At 73.0% G+C, this 23,865-nt stretch carries 21 protein-coding genes; 12 read left to right on the top strand and 9 right to left on the bottom strand.

Annotated elements, in window-relative coordinates:
- Positions 1-19: 19 nt before the first annotated feature.
- From ACIBO8_RS20380 to ACIBO8_RS20390, 3 genes are all read right to left on the bottom strand, one after another.
- Positions 20-1,666 carry a glycoside hydrolase family 27 protein gene (locus tag ACIBO8_RS20380; protein WP_396116820.1) on the bottom strand — a complete coding sequence of 549 codons (1,647 nt, stop codon included), beginning with the start codon at positions 1,664-1,666 and terminating at the stop codon, positions 20-22.
- Positions 1,667-1,747: 81 nt separating this feature from the next.
- Positions 1,748-2,683 (bottom strand): anti-sigma factor RsbA family regulatory protein, encoded by a 936-nt coding sequence (locus ACIBO8_RS20385; protein ID WP_396116821.1) that lies wholly within the window; start codon positions 2,681-2,683, stop codon positions 1,748-1,750.
- Positions 2,684-2,720: 37 nt separating this feature from the next.
- Positions 2,721-3,596: an MEDS domain-containing protein gene (locus ACIBO8_RS20390; RefSeq protein ID WP_396116822.1), complete on the bottom strand. Its 876-nt coding sequence runs from the start codon at positions 3,594-3,596 to the stop codon at positions 2,721-2,723.
- 137 nt (positions 3,597-3,733) lie between these two features.
- On the opposite strand from ACIBO8_RS20390, the gene ACIBO8_RS20395 reads away from it, so the two are divergent.
- The gene (locus ACIBO8_RS20395; RefSeq protein ID WP_396116823.1) at positions 3,734-4,159 is read left to right on the top strand and encodes a helix-turn-helix domain-containing protein; all 426 of its coding nucleotides are present in this window, start codon (positions 3,734-3,736) and stop codon (positions 4,157-4,159) included.
- Here the strand turns inward: ACIBO8_RS20395 and ACIBO8_RS20400 are convergent.
- Together ACIBO8_RS20400 and ACIBO8_RS20405 are read right to left on the bottom strand one after the other, a co-directional pair.
- Positions 4,156-4,437, bottom strand: coding sequence for a hypothetical protein (locus ACIBO8_RS20400; RefSeq protein WP_396116824.1), 282 nt, complete (start codon positions 4,435-4,437; stop codon positions 4,156-4,158). The genes ACIBO8_RS20395 and ACIBO8_RS20400 overlap by 4 nt on opposite strands.
- A 60-nt stretch (positions 4,438-4,497) precedes the next feature.
- Positions 4,498-6,516 carry a serine/threonine-protein kinase gene (locus ACIBO8_RS20405; RefSeq protein WP_396116825.1) on the bottom strand — a complete coding sequence of 673 codons (2,019 nt, stop codon included), beginning with the start codon at positions 6,514-6,516 and terminating at the stop codon, positions 4,498-4,500.
- A 121-nt stretch (positions 6,517-6,637) separates the two neighbouring features.
- Here ACIBO8_RS20405 and ACIBO8_RS20410 point away from each other — a divergent pair, with 121 nt between their 5' ends.
- From ACIBO8_RS20410 to ACIBO8_RS20450, 9 genes are read left to right on the top strand one after another with little or no spacing between them, the layout of a single operon-like run.
- Positions 6,638-6,832, top strand: coding sequence for a Flp family type IVb pilin (locus ACIBO8_RS20410; protein WP_396116826.1), 195 nt, complete (start codon positions 6,638-6,640; stop codon positions 6,830-6,832).
- Positions 6,829-7,254, top strand: a complete 426-nt coding sequence (locus tag ACIBO8_RS20415; protein ID WP_396116827.1) for a TadE family protein — start codon at positions 6,829-6,831, stop codon at positions 7,252-7,254. Before ACIBO8_RS20410 ends, ACIBO8_RS20415 begins: the two co-directional genes overlap by 4 nt.
- Positions 7,242-8,348 carry a pilus assembly protein TadG-related protein gene (locus ACIBO8_RS20420; RefSeq protein ID WP_396116828.1) on the top strand — a complete coding sequence of 369 codons (1,107 nt, stop codon included), beginning with the start codon at positions 7,242-7,244 and terminating at the stop codon, positions 8,346-8,348. The genes ACIBO8_RS20415 and ACIBO8_RS20420 overlap by 13 nt, the downstream gene beginning before the upstream one ends.
- 34 nt (positions 8,349-8,382) lie before the next feature.
- Positions 8,383-9,192 carry a Flp pilus assembly protein CpaB gene (cpaB, locus tag ACIBO8_RS20425; protein ID WP_396116829.1) on the top strand — a complete coding sequence of 270 codons (810 nt, stop codon included), beginning with the start codon at positions 8,383-8,385 and terminating at the stop codon, positions 9,190-9,192.
- Between the two features lie 11 nt (positions 9,193-9,203).
- Entirely contained in the window at positions 9,204-10,352 is a 1,149-nt protein-coding gene (locus ACIBO8_RS20430) for a CpaE family protein (RefSeq protein ID WP_396116830.1), read from the top strand.
- A gap of 1 nt (position 10,353) precedes the next feature.
- Positions 10,354-11,724 carry a CpaF family protein gene (locus tag ACIBO8_RS20435; protein ID WP_396116831.1) on the top strand — a complete coding sequence of 457 codons (1,371 nt, stop codon included), beginning with the start codon at positions 10,354-10,356 and terminating at the stop codon, positions 11,722-11,724.
- Positions 11,721-13,646: a VWA domain-containing protein gene (locus tag ACIBO8_RS20440; RefSeq protein ID WP_396116832.1), complete on the top strand. Its 1,926-nt coding sequence runs from the start codon at positions 11,721-11,723 to the stop codon at positions 13,644-13,646. Before ACIBO8_RS20435 ends, ACIBO8_RS20440 begins: the two co-directional genes overlap by 4 nt.
- Before the next feature lies 1 nt (position 13,647).
- Positions 13,648-14,571 carry a type II secretion system F family protein gene (locus ACIBO8_RS20445; RefSeq protein ID WP_396116833.1) on the top strand — a complete coding sequence of 308 codons (924 nt, stop codon included), beginning with the start codon at positions 13,648-13,650 and terminating at the stop codon, positions 14,569-14,571.
- A gap of 10 nt (positions 14,572-14,581) precedes the next feature.
- Positions 14,582-15,007: a response regulator transcription factor gene (locus tag ACIBO8_RS20450; RefSeq protein WP_396116834.1), complete on the top strand. Its 426-nt coding sequence runs from the start codon at positions 14,582-14,584 to the stop codon at positions 15,005-15,007.
- 47 nt (positions 15,008-15,054) lie between these two features.
- On the opposite strand, the gene ACIBO8_RS20455 is transcribed toward ACIBO8_RS20450, so the two are convergent.
- Genes ACIBO8_RS20455 through ACIBO8_RS20465 form a run of 3 tightly spaced genes read right to left on the bottom strand, consistent with a single transcriptional unit; the run spans position 15,055 to position 18,819 of the window.
- Complete coding sequence (locus tag ACIBO8_RS20455; RefSeq protein WP_396116835.1) at positions 15,055-17,421, bottom strand: right-handed parallel beta-helix repeat-containing protein; 2,367 nt, start codon at positions 17,419-17,421, stop codon at positions 15,055-15,057.
- Positions 17,422-17,455: 34 nt separating this feature from the next.
- Positions 17,456-18,271, bottom strand: coding sequence for an alpha/beta fold hydrolase (locus tag ACIBO8_RS20460; RefSeq protein ID WP_396116836.1), 816 nt, complete (start codon positions 18,269-18,271; stop codon positions 17,456-17,458).
- A complete protein-coding gene (locus ACIBO8_RS20465; RefSeq protein ID WP_396116837.1) occupies positions 18,268-18,819 on the bottom strand; it encodes a pyridoxamine 5'-phosphate oxidase family protein in 552 nt (183 codons plus the stop codon). The genes ACIBO8_RS20460 and ACIBO8_RS20465 overlap by 4 nt, the downstream gene beginning before the upstream one ends.
- A gap of 108 nt (positions 18,820-18,927) precedes the next feature.
- On the opposite strand from ACIBO8_RS20465, the gene dacB reads away from it, so the two are divergent.
- Complete coding sequence (dacB, locus tag ACIBO8_RS20470) at positions 18,928-20,535, top strand: D-alanyl-D-alanine carboxypeptidase/D-alanyl-D-alanine-endopeptidase (protein WP_396116838.1); 1,608 nt, start codon at positions 18,928-18,930, stop codon at positions 20,533-20,535.
- Here the strand turns inward: dacB and ACIBO8_RS20475 are convergent.
- Positions 20,532-22,454 carry an acyl-CoA dehydrogenase family protein gene (locus tag ACIBO8_RS20475; RefSeq protein WP_396116839.1) on the bottom strand — a complete coding sequence of 641 codons (1,923 nt, stop codon included), beginning with the start codon at positions 22,452-22,454 and terminating at the stop codon, positions 20,532-20,534. The two genes, dacB and ACIBO8_RS20475, sit on opposite strands and share 4 nt — an antisense overlap.
- 154 nt (positions 22,455-22,608) lie before the next feature.
- On the opposite strand from ACIBO8_RS20475, the gene ACIBO8_RS20480 reads away from it, so the two are divergent.
- Positions 22,609-23,829: a carbohydrate-binding protein gene (locus tag ACIBO8_RS20480; protein WP_396116840.1), complete on the top strand. Its 1,221-nt coding sequence runs from the start codon at positions 22,609-22,611 to the stop codon at positions 23,827-23,829.
- Positions 23,830-23,865 lie beyond the last annotated feature (36 nt).

A 23,865-nucleotide genomic window follows, 5' to 3' on the forward strand; every position in this document is an offset into this window, starting at 1 on the left:
ATGTCCGTCGGCGACTCGCTCATTCGATGCGCAGGAAGTCGCCGACCCACTGAGAGCCGTTCCAGGTGCCGCCGTTTGCGTTGAGCTGGAGGTTCGCCGTGCCGGACAGCAGGTTCAGGTCCTCGTAGTCGTAATGCGGTTGTCCGCCGACCGTGAAGGTGACACTCACCCGGACGCCGTAGATCGGGCGGGGATCCGTGCGGGTGACGGTCACCACGGCGGGCCCTGCCGTGCTGCCGGTCGTACGGAGGAGGTCGCCGACCCAGCGCGAGCCGTTCCAGGTGGCGCCGTTGCCGTCCAGGCTCAGGGTGGTCGAGTGGTCGAGGGTGCCGGTGTCCTCGAAGTCGTCGTGCCACTCGTCGTTGATGAGGAACTCGGTGCGCACCCGCAGGCCGGTGATCGTCCGGGGATCGGTCTTGGTGATCCGTACGGCGTCCGGGGTCTCGGTGCCCGCCACCCGGAGCAGGGCGACGCCGTGGGACGGCACCGTGGTGGTGTAGCCGCCGGAGAAGGTGCCCCGGTCGGCCCGGGCGTGCAGGTCCCGTACCGTCGCGGCGCCGGTGCCGAGCCCGATGTCGCGCCAGTCGACGCGGACGGGAGCCGCGGCGGCGGCACGGTTCCACAGGGCCACCACCCGTACGCCCGAGCCCTGCACCTTCTTGGACCAGACCTCCTGGTCGCCGAGGTCGCGCACGCGGCGGCCCTGCGCCCCCAGCGGGTCCTGGTCCACCGCGATGACCTCGGGGTTGGTGAGGATCGTGCGGGTGGCCGCGTTCATGGCGGTGAGGTCGTTGCCGGCGATGAGCGGCGCGGCCATCAGCGCCCACATGCTGAAGTGGGTCTGGTACTCGGTGTCGGTCATGCCGTTGCCGCTCGTGCTGCCGGTGCCGTAGTTGCCGACCTGCAGCATGTCGGGGTCGTTGAAGTAGCCGGGGTGGGCGTACATCGCGTAGTCGTTGTTGATGTCGATGATCCGGTCGACCGGCAGCAGGCCGCTGCCCGGGTTCGTGGTGTACTCGTCACCGATGTCGCCGGTGGTGCGCGCCTGGTTCCCGGTCTTGGGTTGCCACGGCTTGAACTCCCAGGCGCAGATGCTGTAGACGATCTGACGGCCGGAGGCGGCGAGGGCGTCGCGCATGGTCTGGTACTGGCTCTGCTGGTCCAGCTGGGCGTTGCAGTTGTCGTACTTGAGCAGATCCACGCCCCAGGAGGCGTACGACCGGGCGTCCTGGTACTCGTGGCCCTGGGAACCCGGCCGCCCGGCGCAGGTGAGCGTGCCGCGGTCGGAGTAGACGCCGAACTTCAGCCCGCGGGCGTGGATGTAGTCGCCCAGTGCCTTCATGCCGCTCGGGAACCGGACCGGGTCGGCGACGATGTTTCCCGCACTGTCCCGGCTGGACTGCCAGCAGTCGTCCACGTTGATGTAGCGGTAGCCGGCTTCGCGCATCCCGGTGCTCACCATCGCGTCGGCCTGCCGGCGGACCAGCGCCTCGTCGATGCCGCACTGGTACCGGTTCCAACTGTTCCACCCCATGACCGGGGTCCGCTCCAGGCCGTTGTCCAGCGCCGCCGCCGGACTGTGACGGGCGTCGACAGCCGCCGTGCCGGCGAGCATCAGCGGGATCAGCAGGGCACCGAGGGCGGCACGGGACCGGGAGGGTCGCACGGGGACTCCTTACGTCGACGAACGTCGATGTCCCGTACAGTGTGCCCTCGGTGGAAAAGGTCCACAAGTGTTCGGTCGTGTTCAGCAGTGCTTGTGGAGGCGGATCGTGGTGCCGGCCGGGCACGAGTGCACGCGCACCAGGTCGCACAGGTCATGCGTCAGGATCAGGCCGAAGCCACCCGGCCGGTCGCGGTCCGGCATCCGCCGGCCGGCGAGCGGATCGGTCAGATGACCGGTGTCCTCCACCTGGCAGACGAGCATTCCCGGCTCGGTCCAGACGGTGATCCGCCCGCGGCCCGGCGTGTGCTCGATCGTGTTCGCGGCCAGCTCGTTGGCGGCCAGCACGAGTTCCTCCGTACTGTCCGGGGAGAGGACCGCGGACGCGTGCCGCCGCACGAAGCAGCGGACCGCGGCCAGCGACGAGTGCTCACCGTAGGAGAGCGTCTCCGCGTCCGCCGGCGGCGCCGGCAAGGCACGGTTGAAGGCGGACGCCGTCTCCAGTGGATCGGTGTAGCGGTCGCTGACGCGGATGTCCCCGAACTCGATCATCGTCGGATGGGTGCGCCAGGCGTCCTCGATCACCGAGCCGTCGAGCCGCGCGGCGTCGTACGGGCACAAGATCGCCGCGTCCCGGCCGGCGAACACGGCGTTGATCAGCGCCTCGTGCGTGGCGCACGCCGGATACTCGAGTTCGGTGCGGCCCGGCCAGATCGGCTCGCCGACCATCGCCACCCGGCGCCCGGGGTGGTCGGCCGCGAACTTCGTCAGCAGGCGCGGGAGGATCCGGCCCGGGTTGCGGCCGGCGACCGCCATGTCGGCGAAGACCACCCGGTCCGCGACGTCGGTCAGGGCGTCCCGCAGCAGGCCGAGATTGGTCCCGGGCACGGCGACGAGGACCGGGTTCTGCTCGGCCACCGCGGACCGGACGAACTCGGTGGTGCCGATGACGTACTCGTCGTCGCCGCGGTACAGCAGCGCGGGGTGGTCGAAGCCTGAATCGAGCCGGAGGCCGTTCATGCGGTGGATCCCTCTTCGCACACGAAGGTGCCGTCGATCATGCGGAGTCCCTCTCGGTATCCGCGGTCTGGTCCTGGCCGAGCCGGCTGCCGTGGAAGTCGAGCAGCCGGATCAGGGCCGGTGAGCTGCCCACGAGCCGCAACCGGCCGCCGGCACGGTCCGCCGCCTTCGCCAGGATGCCGGCGGCCGCCGTGTCGGCGAACCGGAGACCGGACACGTCGACCACGGCGTGGCCGTCGCCCGGCAGGTCGTCGACCAGCCGCGTGACCACCGTACTGAGCGCCTGGCGGTTGAACATGTCCGCCTCGCCCTCCAGCCGCAACCCGTACGGGTGACGCGTGCGCCGGATGCGCAGCGTGGAACCCGGGTCGAACGGCATCCCCGTACCGGCGGCCCCGGGGTGCGCGCCCGCGTGCCGGCGCAGGCTGAGCGGGTCGAAGAGCCGGCGGTCGTACGCGCAGACACCCAGCAGGTAGCCCTCAGCGAAGAACGAATTGAGCTCGGCTTCATAACGGGGCAGATGTTCGGCACCCGGCAGCGGGCGGCTCGCCCAGGACATGTCGGCGATCAGGCGCAGCCCCGCGAACCCGTCACGGCGCGCCCGCTCCTGTTCCTCCCGGAGGCACGCGAAGGCCGCGGCCGGGTCGAAGGCGCCGCCGACGAGGAAGGACGCCTCCGCCGTCGAGGCCCGGAGGCTGCCCGAGGCCACCGCCTCGGCGGCGGGCACGCCACGGCGCTCGATACCGGCGATCACCGCGTCGGGATCGGCGCCGGAGTAGATGACACGGTCACACTCCCGGAGGCCCGCGCGGACGACACCGGCCAGCGTGTCCAGACGCGCGGCCTCGTCGTCGACGATCCAGCAGACGTGATCGCCCCGGGTGACTCGATCGAGTAGTGCTGCCCCGGTCACGGAACTTCCCTCGTCCTCTCGGTTACGTGCCGTACACCGTACTCGCCGCACGGCGCGGCGGTGGTGACCCGATGGGGTGAAAGAGCGGCGCCAACCTTCCGCATCTTCCGGCAAACAGCCGCTGTTACAGTCCTTTGATGGCGCAAGAGCTCTACTCCGTCGAGCAGGTCGCCGAGCGGCTCGGGCTGCACGTGCGGACGATCCGCAACTACGTCCGGGACGGCCGGCTCAAGGCGGTCCGGATCGGCAAGCAGTACCGGATCGCGCACGCCGACCTGCAGGCGCTCACGGGCGGCCCGCCGGCCGGCGACGCCGCGGAAAACGCCGGCGGACAGTCGGATGTGGAGGTTTCCACCGTCGTGGCGATCGACGCCGTCGGCCGTCGGGCGGCGGACCGGGTGAGCAACACGGTCGTGGCCGCCGCCGAGGGGCTGCGCGTCCAGACCATCTACGACGAGGAGCGCGCCCACCTCAAGGTCGTGATCTTCGGAGACCTCGAGGCGACCGCGGCCATGCTGCAGATCATCGACACGCTTCTGGAAGCGAACCGCAACGCCCTCTAACGCTCCCGCCGCCGGGCCCGGAGCCAGGCGATCCCGGCACCGGCGGCCGCGACCACGATCAGCCCGAGCTTGAACCCGGCCTTGCTGAAGGCGAGGTATCCGAGCCCGCGCACCATCGCCCCCGTCCACCAGGAGGGATCGGTGAGGCGCGCCCGGTCGGCGCGGATCTGCCAGCCGGCCAGCCACCAGCCGAGCGCCACGAGGGCCAGGCCGGCCGCGCCGGCCAGCACGGCGGCGATCACCAGCCGTCTGCGGTTGCGGTCACGGTTGTCGGTCACGGCATCGACCGTACGAGCCGGCGACGGCCCTGCCATCCGGCGCCGGACGGAATCCGGTCTCTAACCAAGGGGGTACGCGGTGGCGCCGCTGCCGATGCCGGCGATGAGCATCGTGCGGCCGACGTGCAGGCGGCTCGCCGGCCCGGGTGTGGTCGCCGACCAAACCGTCCTTCCGGTTGCCGGGTCCAGCTCGTGCAGCACGGAGTCGTGCGCGCCCGCGAAGAGGCGATCCCCGGCGGCGGCGACGGTGGGATTGAGCAGCGGGCGGCGCCACCGTACGGCTCCGGTGCCGGCGTCCATCGCGACCAGGCCGGCATGGCGCAGGGTGAGCTCCTCGCTGGTGACAGCCGCCACCACCAGCCCGCCGGCGAAGGCGAGCCCGTCCACCTCGACCGTCACCCCCGAGTCCTGCTCGGTGAGGCCCTGCACCGGCCCGCCCGGGTGCTCCACGAGGGGCACGGACCAGGCCCGCCTGCCGGTACGGGCATCCACCGCGACCAGGATCCATCCCCGATGGTCGAGGATCACCGCGTACGCCCGGTCGCCGTGGCCCCAGAGGGTGACGCTGTTGTCGGGTGCCGGGGACAGACGCGTCTTCCAGAGCACCTTGGCGCCCGGGGTGTCGATGCCGTAGAGCCACGACTCGTCGTCGTGGCCGACGACGACGCAGAACCCGCCGCCGGGGCCGGCGACCTGCTGATAGCCGAAGTAGTCGTCGATGTGCAGGCCCCATCGCCGGCGGCCGGTGCCGGCGTCGTACGCGATCATCGTCGAGCCGGGGCCGTCCGAGGCCGGCAAGACCAGGAAGAGCCCTTCCACGCCGGCAACGCTGTTCGCCCGGGCCGGGCTGCGCCAACGGACCGCTCCCGTGCCGGCGTCGAGGACCCGGTAACGCTCGCCCTCGTCGACGGCCACCATGGCGGTGCCGATCGCGGCGACCCGGTAGACGACGCGAGGTCCGCTGCGCCAGCGCTCCTTGCCGGTCTCCGCGTCCAGAGCCACCACGGCATCGGTGTGCCCGCTGACGAACGTGCCGTCCACGAGGACGGCGTTCGGCACGTCGTCGCTGTGCCAGGCGGGTTCGCCCAGGCCGACGGGACGGGGTGGCGGCGCGGGTGAGGTCCGGGGGACTTCCCGTCGTGCCGTACCCCAGAACCCACCGCCGATCGCCGCCGCCGCGGTGACGGTAGCGCCGGCGAGCAGGAGCCGCCGGGACAGTGCCGGCCGCCGGACGGCACCGCCGAGCAGCAGCCGGCGGCACTCCTCGGCGGTCGGCCGCTTGGCCGGATCGGCGCTCAGCAGCCGCATCAGCAGCGGGGCGAGCTCCCCGGCCCGGCGCGGCGGACGGATCTCATGACGCGTGTACGCCACCAGCATCGGCAGGTACCCGTCGCGCTGGAACGGCCCGCTGCCCTCGATCGCGTAGTACAGCGTGGCGCCGAAGCCGAACACGTCGGCGGCCGGGCCGGGCGGCAGCCCCTTGGCCTGCTCCGGGGCGAGGTAGCCCGGGGTGCCGAGCGCCACGCCGGTCTCGGTGAGGGTCTCGGCGTCGGGCAAGACGGCCAGCCCGAAGTCGGTCAGGCGCACCCGGTCCCCCTCGGAGACGAGCACGTTGGCCGGTTTGACGTCGCGGTGGGTGATGCCGGCACGGTGGGCCGCCTCGAGCGCGGCCAGCAACTGCACCGCGATGCCGACGGCGCGGCCGACCGGCAGCGGGCCCTCGTCGGCCACCACGTCCTTCAAGGACCGTCCGTTGACGAGCTCCATGACGATCCACGGGCGGCCGTCGTGCTCGACGATGTCGTACACGCTGACGATGCCGGGATGGTCCAGCGCCGCGGCGGCGCGCGCCTCGCGCAGGCTGCGCTCGCGACCCTCGGCCACGGTCCGGTCCGAGCTGCCCCAGCCGTGCCGCAACTCCTTGACGGCGACCCGCCGGCGCAGCACCTCGTCGCGGCCCGACCAGACCACTCCCATGCCGCCGCTGCCGATGCGCTGCAGGAGCCGGTAGCGGCCGCCCACGACGACACCCGCCGCGGGATCGGTGACCTGCTCCGGTGGGTCGGCGAAGGGCGGCACGGCGCCACGCTAGCCGACGCACGCCAGCGGAACGATCTCAAGAAAAGCTCAAAAAAAGAGCTCATGACTCTCAGTTGCAGGCCGACTACAAGGCGCAACACCGCAACCTCAAGGAGTCCTCATGGTCACTCGTATCGTCCAGACCCTGGTCAGCACCACCGCCGGCGACGACGACGAGGGCGCCACGGCCGTGGAGTACGGCCTCATGGTGGCGCTCATCGCGGTCGTCATCATCGGCGCGGTCATCCTGCTCGGCGACAACCTCAGCGGCATGTTCGGTGGCGTGGCCGACCAGGTGCAGGCGCCGACCCCGTGAGCCGGGAGGGACGTGGCCGGCACACGCGGCCGGCCGCGCCCGCCCCCGGCGACCATGGGGCGGCGGCGGTGGAGATGGCGCTCGTCCTCCCCCTCCTGCTGCTGCTCCTGTTCGGGATCATCGACTTCGGCCGCGCGTTGAACGCCCAGATCACCCTCACCGAGGCGGCGCGCGAAGGGGCCCGCGCCACGGCCATGGGACTCGACGGCCGCGCCCGCGTCACGTCGGCCGCCGGGACCGTCACGGTCGACTCGCTCCAGATCAGTTCGTGCGCCGGCAACACCGGCGCCGATGCCGTCGTGCGCGTCTCGCACTCGTTCCGCCCGGTGACCCCGGTCGGTTCCCTGATGAGCTTCTTCGGCGGCCGGTCCGACGGGTCCTTCCCCATCGTCGCGCGAGGAGTCATGCCATGCGTCGGGTGACCGTACGGCGCCGGCCGGGACGCGGCGACGACGGCGCGATCGCCGCGACCGTCGCGATCCTGCTCGGCGTCGGCGTTCTGCTCGGCGTCGCCGCGGTCGTGGTCGACGTCGGCCGGCTCTACGCCGAACGGGAACAGCTGCAGAGCGGCGCCGACGCGGCGGCGTGGGCCGTGGGCGAGGGCTGCGCCACAGCACCCGCCGAGTGCGCGAACCAGTCCCCCACCGCGGGCCGGTACGCCGACGGCAACGCCGCCGACGCCGCGACGGCGGTGACCGCGATCTGCGGCACCGGTCCGGGCCTGGCCCCGTGCCCCGCCGCGGCGGGCAACCGGACCGGCTGCCTGGGCACCGTTCCGCAGGACACCCCGTACGCGGAGGTCCGGGTCGAGACCCGGCTGCCCGACGGCACGAACGTCCTGCCGCCGGTGTTCGCCCGCGCCCTCAGCGGCGGGGACGACGGCACGAGCGTCGGCGCCTGCGCGCGGGTCGCGTGGGGGCCGCCCCGGGTGGCCGAGGGGTTCGGCGTGACGTTCTCGCTGTGCGAATGGCGGCAACTCACCGCGGACGGTACGACGTTCTGGCCGGCTCCGTCGGTGGGCGTACCGCCGTCCACCGCCGAGCGCGTCATCCGGCTCAAGGACGCCCAGGGGCTGAACACCTGCCCGGCCGGCCCGTCCGGCTGGGACCGCCCGGGCGGCTTCGGCTGGCTCGACGACCCCTCCGCCTCCTGCGCGGTGACCGTCGAGGCGGACGGCACCTTCGGCGGCAACACCGGCAACTCGGCGTCGAGGCCGTGCCAGACCGCCATGGCGAACGCCCTGGCGGCGCACAGCGTCGTGCTGATCCCGGTCTACGACACCGTGCGGTCCCAGGGCGCCCTGACGACCTATCACCTGGCCGGCTTCGCCACCTTCGTGCTGACCGGGTACAAGCTCTCCGGCTTCTCCGCACGGTCCTGGCTGAGCGGCCGGCGGCTGTGCAGCGGCGCCGAACGGTGCCTCTACGGCTACTTCGTGCGGGGCCTCGTCCGTACGACCGGCGCGCAGATCGGCGGGCCGGACCTCGGCGCCGCGATCGTCAACCTCGTCGGCTGAGACGGTCCTCGTCCGCGACACAGGAAGGACAGACATGAGACGGCGGCTTCTCGCGGTGCTGGTCGCGGCCCTCCTCGCCGGCGCCGGCTGCCTGGCGGTGGTCGCGTACGTGCGCGGCGCCGACAAGCGCGCCCTCGCCGGCCGGGAGGCGGTCTGGGTGCTCGTCACCAAGCGGCAGATCCCGGCCGGCACCAGCGCGACGGCCATCCGCGACGGCGGGTACGCCGAACGCGTCGCCATGCCGGCCTCCACCGTGCCGCCCACCGCCCTCGGCGAGGTGGACGAGCAGCTCGACGGGCTGGTCCTGACCGCCGACGTGGCGGCCAGCCGGCTGCTGCTGCGCGGGATGTTCGCCGAGCCGAGCCAGGTGACCGGCGGGCTCGCCGTACCGGAGGGCAAGCTCGCGGTCAGCGTCCTGGTGAGCGCCGCCGCGCGGGTCGCCGGGTTCGTCCGGCCGGGCTCGCGGGTCGCCGTCTTCACCACCTTCACCGTGCGCGAGGGGCACGGCCGGGTGCCGGCCGGCGACGGGCTGAGCAGCGGCCACGACTACAACCAGGCCACCCGCCTGCTGCTGCCGCGCGTCGAGGTGATCGCGGTGGGCGAGCGCGGGGCCGCCGGGGTGGCGACCTCCGGCGACACCCCCGCCCCGGACCCGTCGGCACCGGCGAGCTCGTCCGCCGCCAAGGCCGGCGCCGGCATGCTGGTCACCGTCGCCGTCACCCAGGCCGAGGCGGAGAGGCTGGTCCACGTCTCGCTGACCGGCGTGCTGTCGCTCGCGCTGCTGGACGACACCGCCACCGTCGAGCCCGACGAGGGCGTCGACAACAACTCCCTCTTCCCGTGACGGTGCCTGCGATGACGATGACCATCTACTGTGAACCGGGCCCGGACGCCACGTTCCCCGGGTCCGCCGAGCCGGCGTACGCCGTACCGGAACCGTCGCTGCTGCCGGCGCTGCTGGCGGACCGTCCCGAGGCGCAGCTGGTCGTGCTGGGCCCCGGGGTGCCGCTCGCCGAGGCCGTCGCGTTCACCACCCGCCAGCGCGTGGAGCGGCCCGCACTCGGCGTCGTGCTGTTGCGCGAGCAGGTCGAGGTGACCGTGCTGGCCGAGGCGATGCGCGCCGGCATCCGCGAGGTCGTCGCGGCCGGCGACCGCGCCGCCGTGGACGCCGCGTGCGCCCGTTCCCTGGAGCTGACGCGACGGCTCAACCCGGCGGCGCCGGCGGCGGGCGCACAGGTGATCACCGTCTTCGCGGGCAAGGGCGGGGTCGGCAAGAGCACGGTCGCCACCAACCTGGCCGTGACGCTGGCCGCCGGCGGGCGCCGCCGGGTCTGCCTGGTCGACCTCGACCTGCAGTTCGGCGACGTCGGCATCCTGCTGCAGCTGCCGCCGGACCGCAGCCTGGCGGACGCCGCCGCGATGGCCGGCCGGCTGGACGAGGACGCGGTACGGTCGCTGATCACCCCGTACCGCCCGGGTCTCGACGCGCTGCTGGCCCCGGCCGGCCCCGCCGAGGGCGACCAGGTGGGCCGGGAGCTGGTCACCGAGCTCCTGAGCGTGCTCGCGCCGATGTACGACTTCATCGTCGTGGACACCCCGCCGTACGTCAGCGACCAGGTGCTGGCCGCCCTGGACCGCACCGACTGGTTCGCCCTCGTCGTGACGCCGGACCTGCCCGCCCTCAAGAGCGCCCGGCTGACGCTCACCACCTTCGAGATGCTCGAGTACCCGGCGGACCGCCGGCTGATCGTCCTGAACCGGGCGGACTCGGAGGTCGGCCTCACCGTCGCGGACGTCGAGAAGGCGCTCGGGCAGCCGGCCGCGGTGCTGATGCCGTCGTCGCGGGACGTGCCGATGTCGGTCAACCGCGGCGTGCCGCTCGCCGCCGACCGGCCCGCCCACCCGGTGGCCCGGGCGATCGCCGATCTCGCCGCGCGCTGCGGCGCCCGGGACGACGCCCCGGCGCGCCGCCCGATGGCGCGGCTGTTCGGCCGGAGGCGCTGAGATGGGCCTGAGCGAACACCTCTCCCAGCGCCAGCGGCCCGGGGAGCCGGCCCGGCCCGAGACCGGCCCGGCGCGGGCGACCGCCGGGCGGCCCGCCACCGACCCGCTCGCCGACGTCCGGCAGCGCATCCAGCGCCGGCTCGCCGAGCTGCTCGGCCCCAAGCTGTACGACGACATGGGCGCGGCGGACGAGCTGGAGCTGCAGGTGCGCCGTACGGTCGCCGAGCTGCTCGCCGCCGAGGAGACCCCGCTGACCAGCGCCGACCGGGCGCGGATCACCGGTGAGGTGACCGACGAGATCCTCGGGCACGGCCCGATCGAGCCGCTGCTGCGCGACCCGACGGTCAACGAGGTGATGGTGAACGGCCCGCACCGGATCTACGTCGAGCGCGGCGGGCGCCTGGAGGAGGCCGGTACGGAGTTCGCCGACGAGGCCCACCTGCGCCGGGTCATCGACCGCATCGTGTCACGGGTGGGCCGCCGGGTGGACGAGGCCAGCCCGATGGTCGACGCCCGCCTGCCGGACGGCAGCCGGGTGAACGCCGTCGTGCCGCCGATCGCGCTCGACGGCTCGTCGCTGACCATCCGCAAGTTCTCCCGCGACCCGTTCACCGTCGAGGACCTCATCGCCTTCGGCACCCTTACCCGGCAGACGGCCGACCTGCTGCGGGCCTGCGTGCGCGGGCACCTCAACATCGTCGTCAGCGGCGGCACCGGCTCCGGCAAGACCACCACGCTCAACGTGCTCTCCGGGTTCGTGCCGGCCGAGGAGCGGATCGTCACCGTCGAGGACGCGGCCGAGCTGCAACTGCACCAGGACCACGTGGTACGCCTCGAGTCCCGCCCGCCCAACGTGGAGGGTCGCGGCGCGGTGACGACCCGGGACCTGGTCCGCAACGCGCTGCGGATGCGGCCGGACCGCATCGTCGTCGGCGAGGTCCGCGACGGCGCCGCGCTGGACATGCTGCAGGCCATGAACACCGGCCACGACGGGTCGCTGACCACCCTGCACGCCAACACGCCGCGCGACGCCCTCGCCCGGCTGGAGACGATGGTGCTGATGGCCGGCATGGACCTGCCGGTACGCGCCATCCGCGAGCAGGTCGCCTCGGCCGTGCACCTCATCATCCAGGTGAGCCGGCTGCAGGACGGCAGCCGGCGGATCACCCACGTCACCGAGGTCGTCGGCATGGAGTCCGGCACCGTCACGCTGCAGGACCTGTTCCTCTTCGACATGCGTGCCGGCACCGACGCGGCCGGGCGGTTCCGGGGCACGCTGCGGCCCACCGGCCTGCGCCCGCGGTTCCTGGAGCATCTGGCCGCCCACGGGATCACGGTCCCGGTGGACGTCTTCCAGGCCGGTCCCCGGTGATCCGGCCCCTCGTCGCGGCCGCCGCCCTGCTGACCGTGACCGTCCTGCCGGCGCACGGCGCGGCCGCGGCACCGCAGGCCACGCCGGGCATCGTCGTCACCGGCGTCCAGCCGTCGCCCGGCGCCGTGGAGTTCTTCGTCTCCGGCCGGCACCTGCCACCGGGAAGCACGCTTGCCGGCGCGCAGGTGACCGTGACCGCCGACGGTGTCACGCTCGCGGCCCGGGGCCGTACGGTCGCCGGCACATCGGGACAGGCCCCGGCCCGCGCCGTCGTGCTGGTCCTCGACACCAGCGGATCGATGGCGGGTGCCCGGCTGGCGGCGGCCCGCGCGGCGGCGCTCGACTACGCGGCGGCCGCACCGGCGGACATCCGGCTCGGGGTGGTCACCGTCTCCGACGACGCCGCCGTGGCGCTGCGGCCCACCACCGACCGGGCGGCCTACCGGGCCACTATCTCCCACCTCGCCGCGAAGGGGCGGACCGCCCTGTACGACGGTGTCCTCACTGCCCAGGAGCTCCTCGACACGCAGGACCTACTGGAGCGCCGCATCATCGTGCTCTCCGACGGCGCCGACACGTCCTCGCGACTTTCCGCGGAACGGCTGCTGTCCACCGTGGCGCGGGCGGACTCCACGCTCGACGCGGTGGCGTTCGGCGCCGGGGCGGACCGGCAGCGCCTCGACGGCCTCGCCGGCGCCACCGGCGGCCGGGTCCTGGCCGCCGCCGACGCTCCCGCGCTGCGCGCGTCCTTCCGGGACATGGCCGAGAGCCTGACCGCACCGATGGTGGTACGCGCCACCGTGCCGGTGGAGCTGGCGGCGCGAACGGCGCAGATCCGGGTCGACGTCCGGCTCGGGGGCCTGGCGATGCGCGCGGACGCACCGGTCACCTTCCGGGCCGACCCCGCGGCGGCGCCCGGGCCCGTGCCCGTCGTGTTCCCCGGGTCCCGGTCGCCGGGACCGGCGCCGACGCTGGCGGTGGTGGCGGCGGCCGTCTTCCTCCTCGCGCTGCTGGCGCTGCGTCCCCTGTTCGGGCGGGGGCGGGTCCGGCGACGCCTCCGGGAGCTGGACCGGTTCGTCCCGGCGGGCCGTGGCGCACCGGCGGACGCGGCCGCCGGCGGCAGCGGGCTGGTCCGTGCCGTGATGGAGGTGTCGGAGCGCGCGGTCCAGAAGCCGGACCGGCACCGGCGCCTGGAACTGATGCTCGACCGTGCGGGCAGTTCGCTGCGCCCGGCGGAATGGCAGCTGATCCGGCTCGGCTGCGCGCTGGGCGGGGCGGTCGCCCTGCCGGTCGTGCTGCCGTGGTGGGCCGGCGTACCGGGCGGGCTGCTGGCCGGGTGGGGAGCGGCCGGGCTGCACCTGCGGCTGCGCGCCACCCGGCGGGCCCGGTCGTTCGCCGCGCAGCTGCCGGACGCCCTGCAGCTGCTGGTCGGCTCCCTGCGCTCCGGCTTCTCGCTGCCGCAGTCGCTGGACGCCCTGGTCCGGGACGGCGCCGAACCGATCGCCGGGGAGCTCGGCCGGGCGCTGGCGGAGACGCGGCTGGGCGGTGACCTGGAGGAGGCGCTCGAACGCGTCGCCGAGCGCAACGCCAGTCAGGATCTCTCATGGCTGGTCATGGCGATCCGCATCCAGCGCGAGGTGGGCGGCAGCCTGTCCGAGGTGCTCGAGACCGCGGTCGGCACCATGCGGGAGCGGGCTCGCCTGCACCGGCACGTCCGCGCGCTCTCGGCGGAGGGACGGCTGTCCGCCTGGATCCTCTTCGGCATGCCGATCGTGCTCGCCGCGTGGATGTTCGCGTTCCGGCGCGAGTACCTGCGCCCGCTCTACACCGAGCCGCTGGGGCTGCTGATGCTCACCGTGTCGGTGATCGGCGTCCTCATCGGCGGCGTGTGGCTGCGCAAGCTCGTCAAGGTGGAGGTGTAGCGTGCCGCCCTCGGTCCTGCTCGGCCTCGGCCTGGCCGCCCTGACCGGCGCGGTGCTGGTGCTGGCCCTGGCCCTCGCCGGCGCACCGTCCGGCGCGGCGGTCGCCCGGCTGCTCGAGTCGGCGCCCCGCCCGGATCCGGCGACGTTCGTGGCGCCCCGCGACCGGCCGCTCGCCGAACGGCTGGGTGCGCCGCTGACCCGGCAGCTGGGCCGGCTGGGCACCGTGCTCACTCCGTCCGCCGTCGTGGCACGCCTGCAGCGGCATCTGGACTATGCCGGGAACCCGCCGGCGCTGCCGCTGCAGCGGGTCGTGCCGCTCAAGGGCGTCACCCTGGTGGCCGGAGCGATCGTCGGTGCCGGCTTCGGCGGGCTGCTGGGCGCCGCGGGCGGGGCCCTGGTCGGTGGCGTGCTGGGGGCGGTGGCCGGGTTCCTCGGGCCGGATCTGCTGATCTACAACATGGCGCTGAAGCGGCAGCAGGAACTGCTGCTGTCCATGCCCGACGTGCTCGACACGCTGGTCATCAGCGTCGAGGCCGGCCTGGCCTTCGACGCGGCTATGGCGCAGGTGGCGCAGCACGGCCGCACCCCGATGGCGCGCGAGCTGCTGCGCGTCCTGCAGGAGATGCAGCTGGGCGTCGGACGGGCCGCCGCGCTGCGCGCGCTGGCCGCCCGGACCACCGTCCCGGAGCTGCGCACGTTCGTCACGGCGGTGGTGCAGGCCGGCGAGCTGGGCATCCCGATCGCCGGGGTGCTGCGCGAGCACGCGTCCGAGATGCGGGTACGGCGCCGCCAGCGCGCCGAGGAGATCGCTCAGAAGGTGCCGATCAAGATCTTGTTCCCGGTGTTGTTCTGCCTGTTCCCGGCCCTGTTCGTGGTGATCCTCGGACCGGGCGTGCTGCAGATGATCCACGCGTTCGCGCGGTGAGAGGAGAGCCATGGCGAAGGTTCTGGTGGTCGACGACGACCCGTCGATCCGGCAGTTGCTCAGCGACGTGCTCGAACTGGACGGTCACGAGGTCCACGTCGCCGTCGACGGTGCGGACGGGGTGCAGGCGTACGCGAACCTGCGCCCGGACTTCGTCGTGCTGGACGTCATGATGCCGCGCCTGGACGGCTACGAGGTGCTGCGCCGCATCCGTACCGCGGAGGAGTCCACGGTTCCGGTGCTGCTGCTGTCCGCGGCTCCCGACTGCGCCGCTCGGGGCCGGGAGATCGGGGCGAGCTACTACCTCGCCAAGCCGTTCACCGCGGACGAGGTGCTGTACCTGATCGACGGCGTCCTCGGGCACGAGACCCCGATGGCGGACGTGAGGGCGGCCGTCGACGTCGCCCGCGGCCGCGGCTACTCCGGCTACACCTGACGCGCCGGGCGGACACCTTCCGTCCGCCCGGCGCCAGGGGTAGGCCCCTACGAGGCGGCCACAGTGGAGAGCGCCGAGTTCTCACCGGCGGTGTACGCGACCACGTGGTACGCCGAGGTCTTCGCGCTCGGCTCGGGGTCGGTCCACTGCTCGGTACGCGTACCGGCCACCAGCCCGATCCGGTCGACCAGGTGCACCTCGCCGGCGACCGTGCCCTCGATGAGGTACCAGGCCTGCACCGACACCGCGCCGGCCGGCGCCTCGACCGTGTAGCTGCTGGTGATCCAGCCGTCCGCCGAGTCGGTCGTGGCCCGGTTGCTCGTGGCGAGGTTGTCGACCGTACCCGTGGCGGTGGTGAACTTCAGCCCGGCGCGGACCCAGCGGCCGGCGCCCATGGCCTTGGCCGACACGACCGAGGTGTACGCCTGGCCCGGCGTCGCGGCCAGCGCCCGGCCGGCGAAGCTGACCTCACCGGTGCCGCCGGAGGTCAGCGACATGGCGCCCGTACCGGCGGCGCCGGTGCCGTCGACGCGGTCCAGCGTGGTGCGGAATCCGGCGGTCCACCCGGCGGTGCCCGCGGCGGCGTCCTCGAAGCCGGCCTCGTCGGCCGTGAGCAGGTTGCCCGGGATCGCCGCGCTGCCCACGGGCAGGTCGGCGGCGAGCCGGTCGTCGCGGTACACGCGGTAACCGGCGACCGGGCGGCCCTCCAGCGCGTACGACTCCTCCCAGCTCAGGGTGGCGCCGCTCGCGGTGAGGCCGGACGGCGCCTCGGGAGCCAGGGCCACCGTGCGGTAGGCGCCGGCGATGACCCGGGTCACCGCGTTGGTCTCGCCGGCCGGGCCGGTGAGCACGGTGTTCGACGGTACGGTCGGCGCGCGGCGGGCACCGAGCTGGATGCCGTACCAGGTGGTCCTGCGCCCGCCGTGGTCGCCGACGACGTTGCCGTAGATGCGGTCGCCGTCGCCGATCGACAGGCCGATGCCGGCCGTGTCGAAGAGGCCGGCGCCGGTGTCGTAGCCGGTCGAGCCGCCCCAGCCGGAGTTGTGGACCCGGTTGCCGATGATCGTGTCGGGGGCGTTCTTAGCGTGCCCGTAGCTGCCGATGACGAGGATCCCGGACCGGCCGGAGTAGCGGACGACGTTGTCACGGACGACGTTGTTGCCGCCGGGACGCACGACGTGGTCGCCGGCGGCCGTGCTGTGGTCGTCCCAGCCGCCGGCGGTGCCGGCCGTGCCGTCGGCGTCGCGGTAGTCGTCGTACACGATGACGATGCCCGCGTCCGCGGCGTAGCTGATCCGGTTGCCCGAGATCACGGAGTCGCGCGGATTGGTGATGTCGCGGTTCTCGCCGCTGTGGTCGTACCCGCCGTTGGTCTTGAGGCTGATCTGCGCGCCGTACAGGTCGTTGTCGGCCACCGTGGCCTGGACCACGCCCTCGAGGTACATGGTGCCGTAGAGCGACGTGTCGCCACGGGCGTCCGCGACGGCACGGTCGGCCGTGACACTGTTGTGGCGCACCGTGGTACGGATGGCATTGGTGAAGTCGAAGCTGTTGCCCCGGATGGTCTTGTCGAACTGGTTGTCCTCGACGACGACGCCGTCGTTGCGGCTGCCGCCGCCCACGTTGTCCTCGTCGCCGGACTCCGCGCCGCCCCAGTTGTCGAAGCGGTTGTCGACGATCCGGACGTCCTTGACCCCGTCGCCGACCCAGACCTTGAAGTACTCGAGGTTGGTGAAGCGGACCTGGCGTACCGTCCACCGGTCGCCGACCGCGATGCCGCCGCCGGCGTTGGTGCTCGCCAGGTCGCCCCGGGGGCCGCGGAAGTCGCAGTACGCGCCCGGGCGGCCCGGCAGGTCCCGGCGGACCGGCGCACCGGCACCCTCGCGGCAGTTGCCGTTGACGGTGAGGTCGGAGACGAGGTTGCTGCTGCCCGCCCGGCGGGTGTGGTAGTCCCAGCTGATCAGGTAGCCGTACGTGAAGTTCTGCCAGTTCGCCGTGATCATCGAGACCGTGGTGTCGGTGATGCCCCGGCCCCGCAGGTTCACGTCGGGCGGCAGCTGCAGGCCACGGCCCAGCCGGTACGTGCCCGCACCGAGCAGGACGGTGGCCGGCCGGGCGGCCCGGAACACGGATCCGTCGGCCTTCAGCACCGCCGGGACGACCAGGGTGGCCGCCTTGGCGACCGCGGCCTGCAGCGCGGCGTGGTCGTCGCCCCCGGACGGGTCCGGCGCGAAGACGCAGGCCGCGTCGAACCGGCAGTCGCGGGCCTTCATGGCCGCGGGCGCCACCGTCGCCTCCAGCGAGTACCGGGACGGGTGCGCGGGTGCGGCCTGAGCCGGCCGGCCCGCCAGTCCCGGGATCGAGACCAGGGGCAACAGGGCGGCGGCAGCCCACCGCCGGGCGAGACAGGTCATGCGAGCCCTATCGGGTCGCCACCTCAACGGCAGGTCAACCCGGGGTCAGCTCCGGCGCAGGCCGGGCGGGCCGGTCCAGGAAGTCGGCCAGGAACGGCAGGAAGCGGGCGAGCGGGCCGGTGTCCTCCGCGGCGGCCAGCTCGCCCAGGTAGTCGCCGTGGTTGCCGGGCAGGATCAGCGTGCGGGCGCCCGGGATGAGCGAGGCGAGCCGGACCACGTGCTCGACGCGGATCACGTCCCGGTCGCCGGCCACGACGAGGGTCGGCGCGGCGATCGAAGCGACGAGGGCCTCGGGCCAGTCGGTGAAGCCGGTCAGCATGAGCTCACGATCCAGGTGGAACATGAGCTCGGCGTGCGCCGGGTCGCCGCTGACGGCAAGGTCCGCCTCCCGGTAGGGCTCGGGCAGGTCGGCGTACGTCGCCGCCGCCAGCCCGTCCCAGAACCCGTCGGCCATGCCGTCGCGGCGGAACGGCGCGGATGCGACGACGAGCCGGCGTACGGCGGCCGGGTGCCGGACGGCCAACTGCATCGCGACCTGACCGCCGTTGCTGAACCCGAGCACGTCGACCGGCCCGGTGGCGAGTTCCGCCAGCAGCGTGGCGACGCCGTCCGCCGATCCCTCGAAGGATGCGGGCCGATCGCCCGGCCCGGTACGTCCGTGTCCCTGCAGCTCCACCGCCAGCATCCGCCGGGAGTCGCGCAGGGCCGGGATGAGCCGGCCCCAGGTGGACTCGATCGTCGATCCGCCGCCGTGCACGAGCAGCAGCGGCGGCCGGGAGGCGTGCGGTGTCCCGTGCCACTCGAAATAGAGCGGAAGATCGGCCGAGGAGTAGCCGTACTCGTCGCTCATGGCAGCGCCGGCAGGTCGTCGATGCTGCGGGCGTTGCGCGTGGCCCGGTAATGCGCCAGGTCCTCGTCGCTCTTGCGCTCCGCCCACCGGACGAGCAGATCGCGGTCGCCCACGTACTCCATGAGGGGGACCTGGTAGCCGCACGAGTCGCTGATCCGCTCGACGGCCACCTCGATGACCGACCGCAGGCCGCGGGCCGGCTCGCCGGGGAAGTGCGCGAGCAGGTCGGCGAAGCCGGCGTCCTGCGGTGTGACCACCCTCCCCCGCCCGTGCAGCCGGACGATCTTCGGCGGTCCCTGGAACGCGCACAGCATCAGCGTGATGCGCCCGTTCTCGCGCAGGTGCGCGATGGTCTCCGCACCGCTGCCCGTGTAGTCCAGATATGCGACGCGATGCTCGTCCGGGACGGCCAGGCAGCCGGCGCCGCCCTTCGGAGAGACGTTGACGTGCCCGCCCGGGCCGCTCGGCGCCGTGGCGACGAAAAACATCGGCTGCCCGAGGACGAACTCGCGCAGCCGGCCGTCGATCGCTTCGTAGACCTTGCCCATGGGCCCGATCGTTTCAGCAACCGCCCGCCACGGCCAGTGCCCCCTGCGGGATGCGCCGCCGTGCGAGGATGTGCCGCCACCTTCCGACGAGAGCAGAGTAGAGGGTCAATGCGTACGACGCGCTTCAAGCTTCCGGTGCTGCCGGCCGTGGCGGTGGTCGCCGTGGCTGTCACCGGTACGGCATTCGCCGTCGGCACCGCCTCCGCCCAGACGACGACGGCCGCCTCGGACGCGGCCCTGGTCGCGACGCTGGACCAGGTGCTCGCCGACTCCCGCCTGGCCGGCTCCACCACCGCCCTGCAGGTCCGGGACGCGGCCAGCGGGTCCGTCATCTACTCCCACAACGTCGACCAGCGGGTCATCCCGGCCTCGAACGAGAAGCTGATGACCTCGGCGGCGGCCCTCGAGGTGCTGGGGACGGGCTACAAGTTCCACACGTACGCCCGCTACTCCGGCACCAAGAGCGGCACGACCGTCTCCGGCAACGTCTACCTCAAGGGCCAGGGCGACCCCACGCTGACGTACGCCCAGCTCGACGCCGTCGCCAAGGCCGTCGCCAGCGCCGGTATCAAGAAGTTCACCGGGTCCCTGGTCGCCGACGACTCCTGGTTCGACCGCACGCCGCTGGGCCTGGACTGGTCGTGGCAGGACGAGACGTACGCCGACAACGCCCCGATCTCTGCGCTGACGGTCGCCGCGGACGCCAACTACAACACGGGTGCCCTCTCCGTGCAGACCAAGCCGGGCAGCGCGGCGGGCCGGGCGGGCGTCCTGACCGTCACGCCGGCCAACTCGGTCGTGAAGATCGTCAACAACACGGTCACCGGTGCGGCCGGCACCTCCACCACCATCTCGGCCACCCGCGGGCACGGCACCAACACCGTCACCCTGGCGGGTTCGATCCCGCTCGGCGGTGCCACGAGGACCAGCCTCGTCTCGGTGCAGGACCCGACGAAGCTTGCCGCGGGCGTGTTCCGCGACGCCCTCAAGCGCCACGGCGTGACCGTCTCCGGCTCCACCACCACCGGAACGACCCCGACCTCCGCCAAGACGATCACCGACCACGCCTCGATCACGCTCGGCCAGCTGCTGCCGTACTTCCTGAAGCTGTCCAACAACGGCCACGCCGAGCTGCTGACCAAGGCGATGGGCCGGGCCAAGAAGCCCGACGCGGCGGGCAGCTGGGAAACCGGCCTGGCCGCCTCCGCCGAGGCGCTGAAGAACATCGGCGTCGACACCAGCAAGATCACCATGGGTGACGGCTCGGGCCTGAGCCGCCGCGACTGGCTCACCACCGCCCAGATCGCCACCCTGCTCCACGCCGCCCAGTCCCGCCCGTGGTTCAGCACCTGGTATGCCGCGCTGCCGATCGCCGGTGACCCGGACCCGCTGGTCGGCGGCACCCTCACCAACCGGATGCGCGGCACCCCCGCCGCCGGGAACCTGCACGGCAAGACCGGCACCCTCTCGGGCGTCAACGCGCTGTCCGGCTACGTCGCCGACCGCGGCGGACGCAAGCTGATCTTCTCGTCCATCTCCAACGCCGCCAAGTCCAACGTCAGCGAGGTCCTGGACAAGGCGGCCGTGGCCATGGCGAGCTCCGGCGGGCCGGAGGCGGCCTCGCTGCGGGCCCGGGAGCTGCCGACGGTCAAGCCCCACGTCGTCACCCGCGACGGCGAGGACGTCGAGTGCTCGTGGGTGCCGGACGCCTGCTAGCCGGATTCCTCCCGGGCACCCGGTGGCGGAATGCGCCGGCGTACATCCGCCACCGTGCCCGGGCCCGGCTGCCAGGCAGACACCCAGGCGTGGTCGCTCGGCGGCACGACCATTCCGTCCTCGAGGAAGGCGTAGCGCCCGTCGAGCACCCGCCGTGCCGCCTTCACGTCCAGCGCGTCGGTGTTGTCCCAGAGCGCGGTGAACAGCGCCTCGGCCCGGAGCCGGGCCTGGCGGCAGAACAGGTCCGCCAGCTCGGCACCCTCCGGCCGGTCGCGTCGCTCGGCCCGGGCACGTACGCAGGTCGCCGACATCGCGAACAGCTCCGCCCCGATGTCGACGATCCGGCCGAGGAAGCCCTGCTTGTGCTCGAGCTTTCCCTGCCAGCGGGACATCGCGTAGAACGTCGAGCGGGCCAGTTTGCGGCAGGCGCGTTCGACGTATCTGAGGTGGACGGCGAGCGGGCCGAACTCGGCGTACCCGGTGGGGGTCTGACCGCGGCCCACCGCCAGGGTCGGCAGCCAGCGTGCGTAGAAGGCGCCGGCCCGTGCCCCGGCGCGGGCCTTGCGGCCCAGCCCGGCGTCGGGGTCGACGATGTCACCGGCGACCGACAGGTGCGCGTCCACCGCCTCGCGGGCGATGAGCAGGTGCATGATCTCGGTCGAGCCCTCGAAGATGCGGTTGATCCGCAGGTCGCGCAGGATCTGTTCGGCCTCGGCCGGGCGCTCGCCGCGGGCGGCCAGCGAGGCGGCCGTCTCGAAGCCGCGCCCGCCGCGGATCTGGACGAGCTCGTCGGCGACCCGCCAGGCCATCTCGCTGGCGAAGAGCTTGACCAGCGCGGCCTCGATGCGGATGTCGTTGCGGTCGTCGTCGGCGATCAGGCAGCTGAGGTCCAGCATCGACTCCATCGCGTACGTGGTCGCCGCGATGAACGCCAGCTTCGTGGCCACCGCCTCGTGCTTGCCGACCGGGCGGCCCCACTGCACCCGTTCCGCCGACCACTCGCGGGCGATCTGCAGTGACCGCTTGCCGGCGCCGACGCACATGGCGGGCAGCGACAGCCGGCCGGTGTTGAGCGTGGTCAGCGCGATCCGCAGGCCCTTGCCGAGGCCGCCGATGACGTTCTCCGCGGGCACGAACACGTCGTGGAAGCGGGTGACGCTGTTCTCCAGCCCGCGCAGGCCGAGGAACTCGTTGCGCCGTTCGACCGTGATGCCGGGTGCGTCGCCCTCCACCACGAACGCGGTGATGCCCTTGTCGGGCACCCGGGCCATCACGACGAGCAGGGTGGCCACCGTGCCGTTGGTGGCCCACAGCTTCATGCCGTTGAGCCGGTAGCCGCCCTCGACCGGTTCGGCGACGGTGCCCAGCCGGGCCGGGTCGGAGCCGACGTCGGGCTCGGTGAGCAGGAAGGCGGACACCTCGCCCGCCGCGAGCCGGGGCAGGAAGGCCTTCTTCTGCTCGGCGCTGCCGAAGATCTTGAGCGGCTGCGGCACGCCGATCGACTGGTGCGCGGACAGCAGCGCGCCGACGGCAGGGCTCGCCGAGCCGACGAGGGTGAGCGCCTTGCAGTAGTGCAGGTTGGACAGTCCGAGGCCGCCGTACTCCTTGTCGATCTTCATGCCGAAGGCCCCGAGGCGGGCCAGGCCGTGGAAGACCTCGTCCGGGATGCGGGCCTCGCGCTCGATGCGGGCGCCGTCCATCTCGGAGCGGACGTACGCGTCCAGCGCCGCGAGGAACTCCTCCGCGTCGGGGCGCGGCTCCGGTGCCGGCCATGGATCGATGAGGTCGAGCCGGAAGCGCCCGAGGAACAGCTCCTTACCGAAGCTGGGCTTGCGCCACTCGGTCTCCCGGGCGGCCTCGGCCACCCGGCGCGCCTGCTTCTCCGAGACGTCGGCCGGCTTGCGCTGCGTCGTGGTCACGGCTTACCCCCTTGACCCGGGTACGGCTACCGCCACGCTACCCATCCGCGTTACCGAGCGGTAGCTCCCCGCATCCGCCGACGAAATGTTTAAGAGTGTTGACAATAAGTCATTCCATCGACAACGCTCCATCGAAAGAGCCTCAGGAGGAGCGATGAAACCTTTGCACCGGTGGGTGGCACTGGTCGCGGGAGCGGCCACCGTGGCGGCGGCGATGATGACGGCACCGGCCAGTTTCGCGGCGACGAGCCCGGGGGTCTCCGTGCTGGTGGCCTGCTCCGCCCCGGCCTGGGCGGAAGGCACCGCGTACGCGGCCGGCGCGAAGGTCACCTACGACGGACGGCTGTACGAGGCCCTGGTAACGCACACCCCGCCACCGGGCGCGGGCTGGAACCCGGTGGCCGCCCCCTCGCTCTGGCGCGACCTCGGCGCGTGCGACGGCGGCACCCCGCCCACCACACCGCCCACGACCCCGCCGACCGTGCCGCCCCCGGCCACCGGCGGCCTGGCCACCGCCCCGTACGTCGACATGGGCGCCTGGCCCACCCCGACACTATCGACGATGGTGAGCAGCGGGAACCTCAAGAACGTGACGCTCGCGTTCATCACCGCGTCCGGTTGCAAGGCGATGTGGTTCAACGCGTACGACCCGAGGGCCGGATGGGCCAAGGACCAGATCGACGCCGTCCGGGCCCGCGGCGGTGACGTGAAGATCTCGTTCGGCGGGGCCACCGGCATCGAGCTCGCCCAGGCGTGCACCAGCGTGGCCGCCCTGCAGGCCGAGTACCAGGCCGTGGTCAGCGCCTACGGCCTCAAGTACATCGACCTCGACATCGAGGGAGCCGCCAGCGCAGACCCCACGTCGGTCAACCGCCGCTCGCAGGCGCTCGCCGGGCTGCAGCGCGCCAACCCCGGCCTGCGTGTCTCGCTCACCCTGCCGGTGCTGCCGGAGGGCCTCACCGCGGACGGGCTCAACGTGGTCCGCTCCGCCCGGGACGCCGGCGTGGCCGTCGACCTCGTGAACGTCATGGCGATGGACTACTACCGCGCCGGGGACTACGGCGATCTGGCCGTACAGGCGGCGAACTCGACCTTCGCCCAGCTCAAGTCCCTCTATCCCGGCTCGGGCGACGCCCAGGTCTGGAAGATGGTCGGGGTCACCCCGATGCTCGGGCAGAACGACGACGGTCACGTGTACGACCAGAACGACGCGCGCCAGCTGGTGACCTTCGCCCAGGGCAAGCACCTCGGCATGCTGTCCTTCTGGGAGCTGACCCGCGACCGCAACGCCTGCACCGGCGCGCTCTACATGTGCACGAACATCCCGCAGGCGCCCTACGACTTCAGCCGGATCTTCGCCGGGTACACGGGATAGCGGGGGCTACCCGGCCGGACAGCCCCCGTTGCCCGG

The organism is Actinoplanes sp. NPDC049681 (assembly GCF_044465265.1).
Taxonomy (GTDB): domain Bacteria; phylum Actinomycetota; class Actinomycetes; order Mycobacteriales; family Micromonosporaceae; genus Actinoplanes.

Excerpts from the sequence above, each read along its gene's own strand:
- ACIBO8_RS20385 (WP_396116821.1), bottom strand. The coding sequence starts at position 2,683 with ATGAACGGCCTCCGGCTCGATTCAGGCTTCGACCACCCCGCGCTGCTG.
- ACIBO8_RS20395 (WP_396116823.1), top strand. The coding sequence starts at position 3,734 with ATGGCGCAAGAGCTCTACTCCGTCGAGCAGGTCGCCGAGCGGCTCGGG.
- ACIBO8_RS20410 (WP_396116826.1), top strand. The coding sequence starts at position 6,638 with ATGGTCACTCGTATCGTCCAGACCCTGGTCAGCACCACCGCCGGCGAC.
- ACIBO8_RS20420 (WP_396116828.1), top strand. The coding sequence starts at position 7,242 with ATGCGTCGGGTGACCGTACGGCGCCGGCCGGGACGCGGCGACGACGGC.
- cpaB (WP_396116829.1), top strand. The coding sequence starts at position 8,383 with ATGAGACGGCGGCTTCTCGCGGTGCTGGTCGCGGCCCTCCTCGCCGGC.
- ACIBO8_RS20430 (WP_396116830.1), top strand. The coding sequence starts at position 9,204 with ATGACGATGACCATCTACTGTGAACCGGGCCCGGACGCCACGTTCCCC.
- ACIBO8_RS20435 (WP_396116831.1), top strand. The coding sequence starts at position 10,354 with ATGGGCCTGAGCGAACACCTCTCCCAGCGCCAGCGGCCCGGGGAGCCG.
- ACIBO8_RS20450 (WP_396116834.1), top strand. The coding sequence starts at position 14,582 with ATGGCGAAGGTTCTGGTGGTCGACGACGACCCGTCGATCCGGCAGTTG.
- ACIBO8_RS20455 (WP_396116835.1), bottom strand. The coding sequence starts at position 17,421 with ATGACCTGTCTCGCCCGGCGGTGGGCTGCCGCCGCCCTGTTGCCCCTG.
- ACIBO8_RS20460 (WP_396116836.1), bottom strand. The coding sequence starts at position 18,271 with ATGAGCGACGAGTACGGCTACTCCTCGGCCGATCTTCCGCTCTATTTC.
- ACIBO8_RS20465 (WP_396116837.1), bottom strand. The coding sequence starts at position 18,819 with ATGGGCAAGGTCTACGAAGCGATCGACGGCCGGCTGCGCGAGTTCGTC.
- dacB (WP_396116838.1), top strand. The coding sequence starts at position 18,928 with ATGCGTACGACGCGCTTCAAGCTTCCGGTGCTGCCGGCCGTGGCGGTG.
- ACIBO8_RS20480 (WP_396116840.1), top strand. The coding sequence starts at position 22,609 with ATGAAACCTTTGCACCGGTGGGTGGCACTGGTCGCGGGAGCGGCCACC.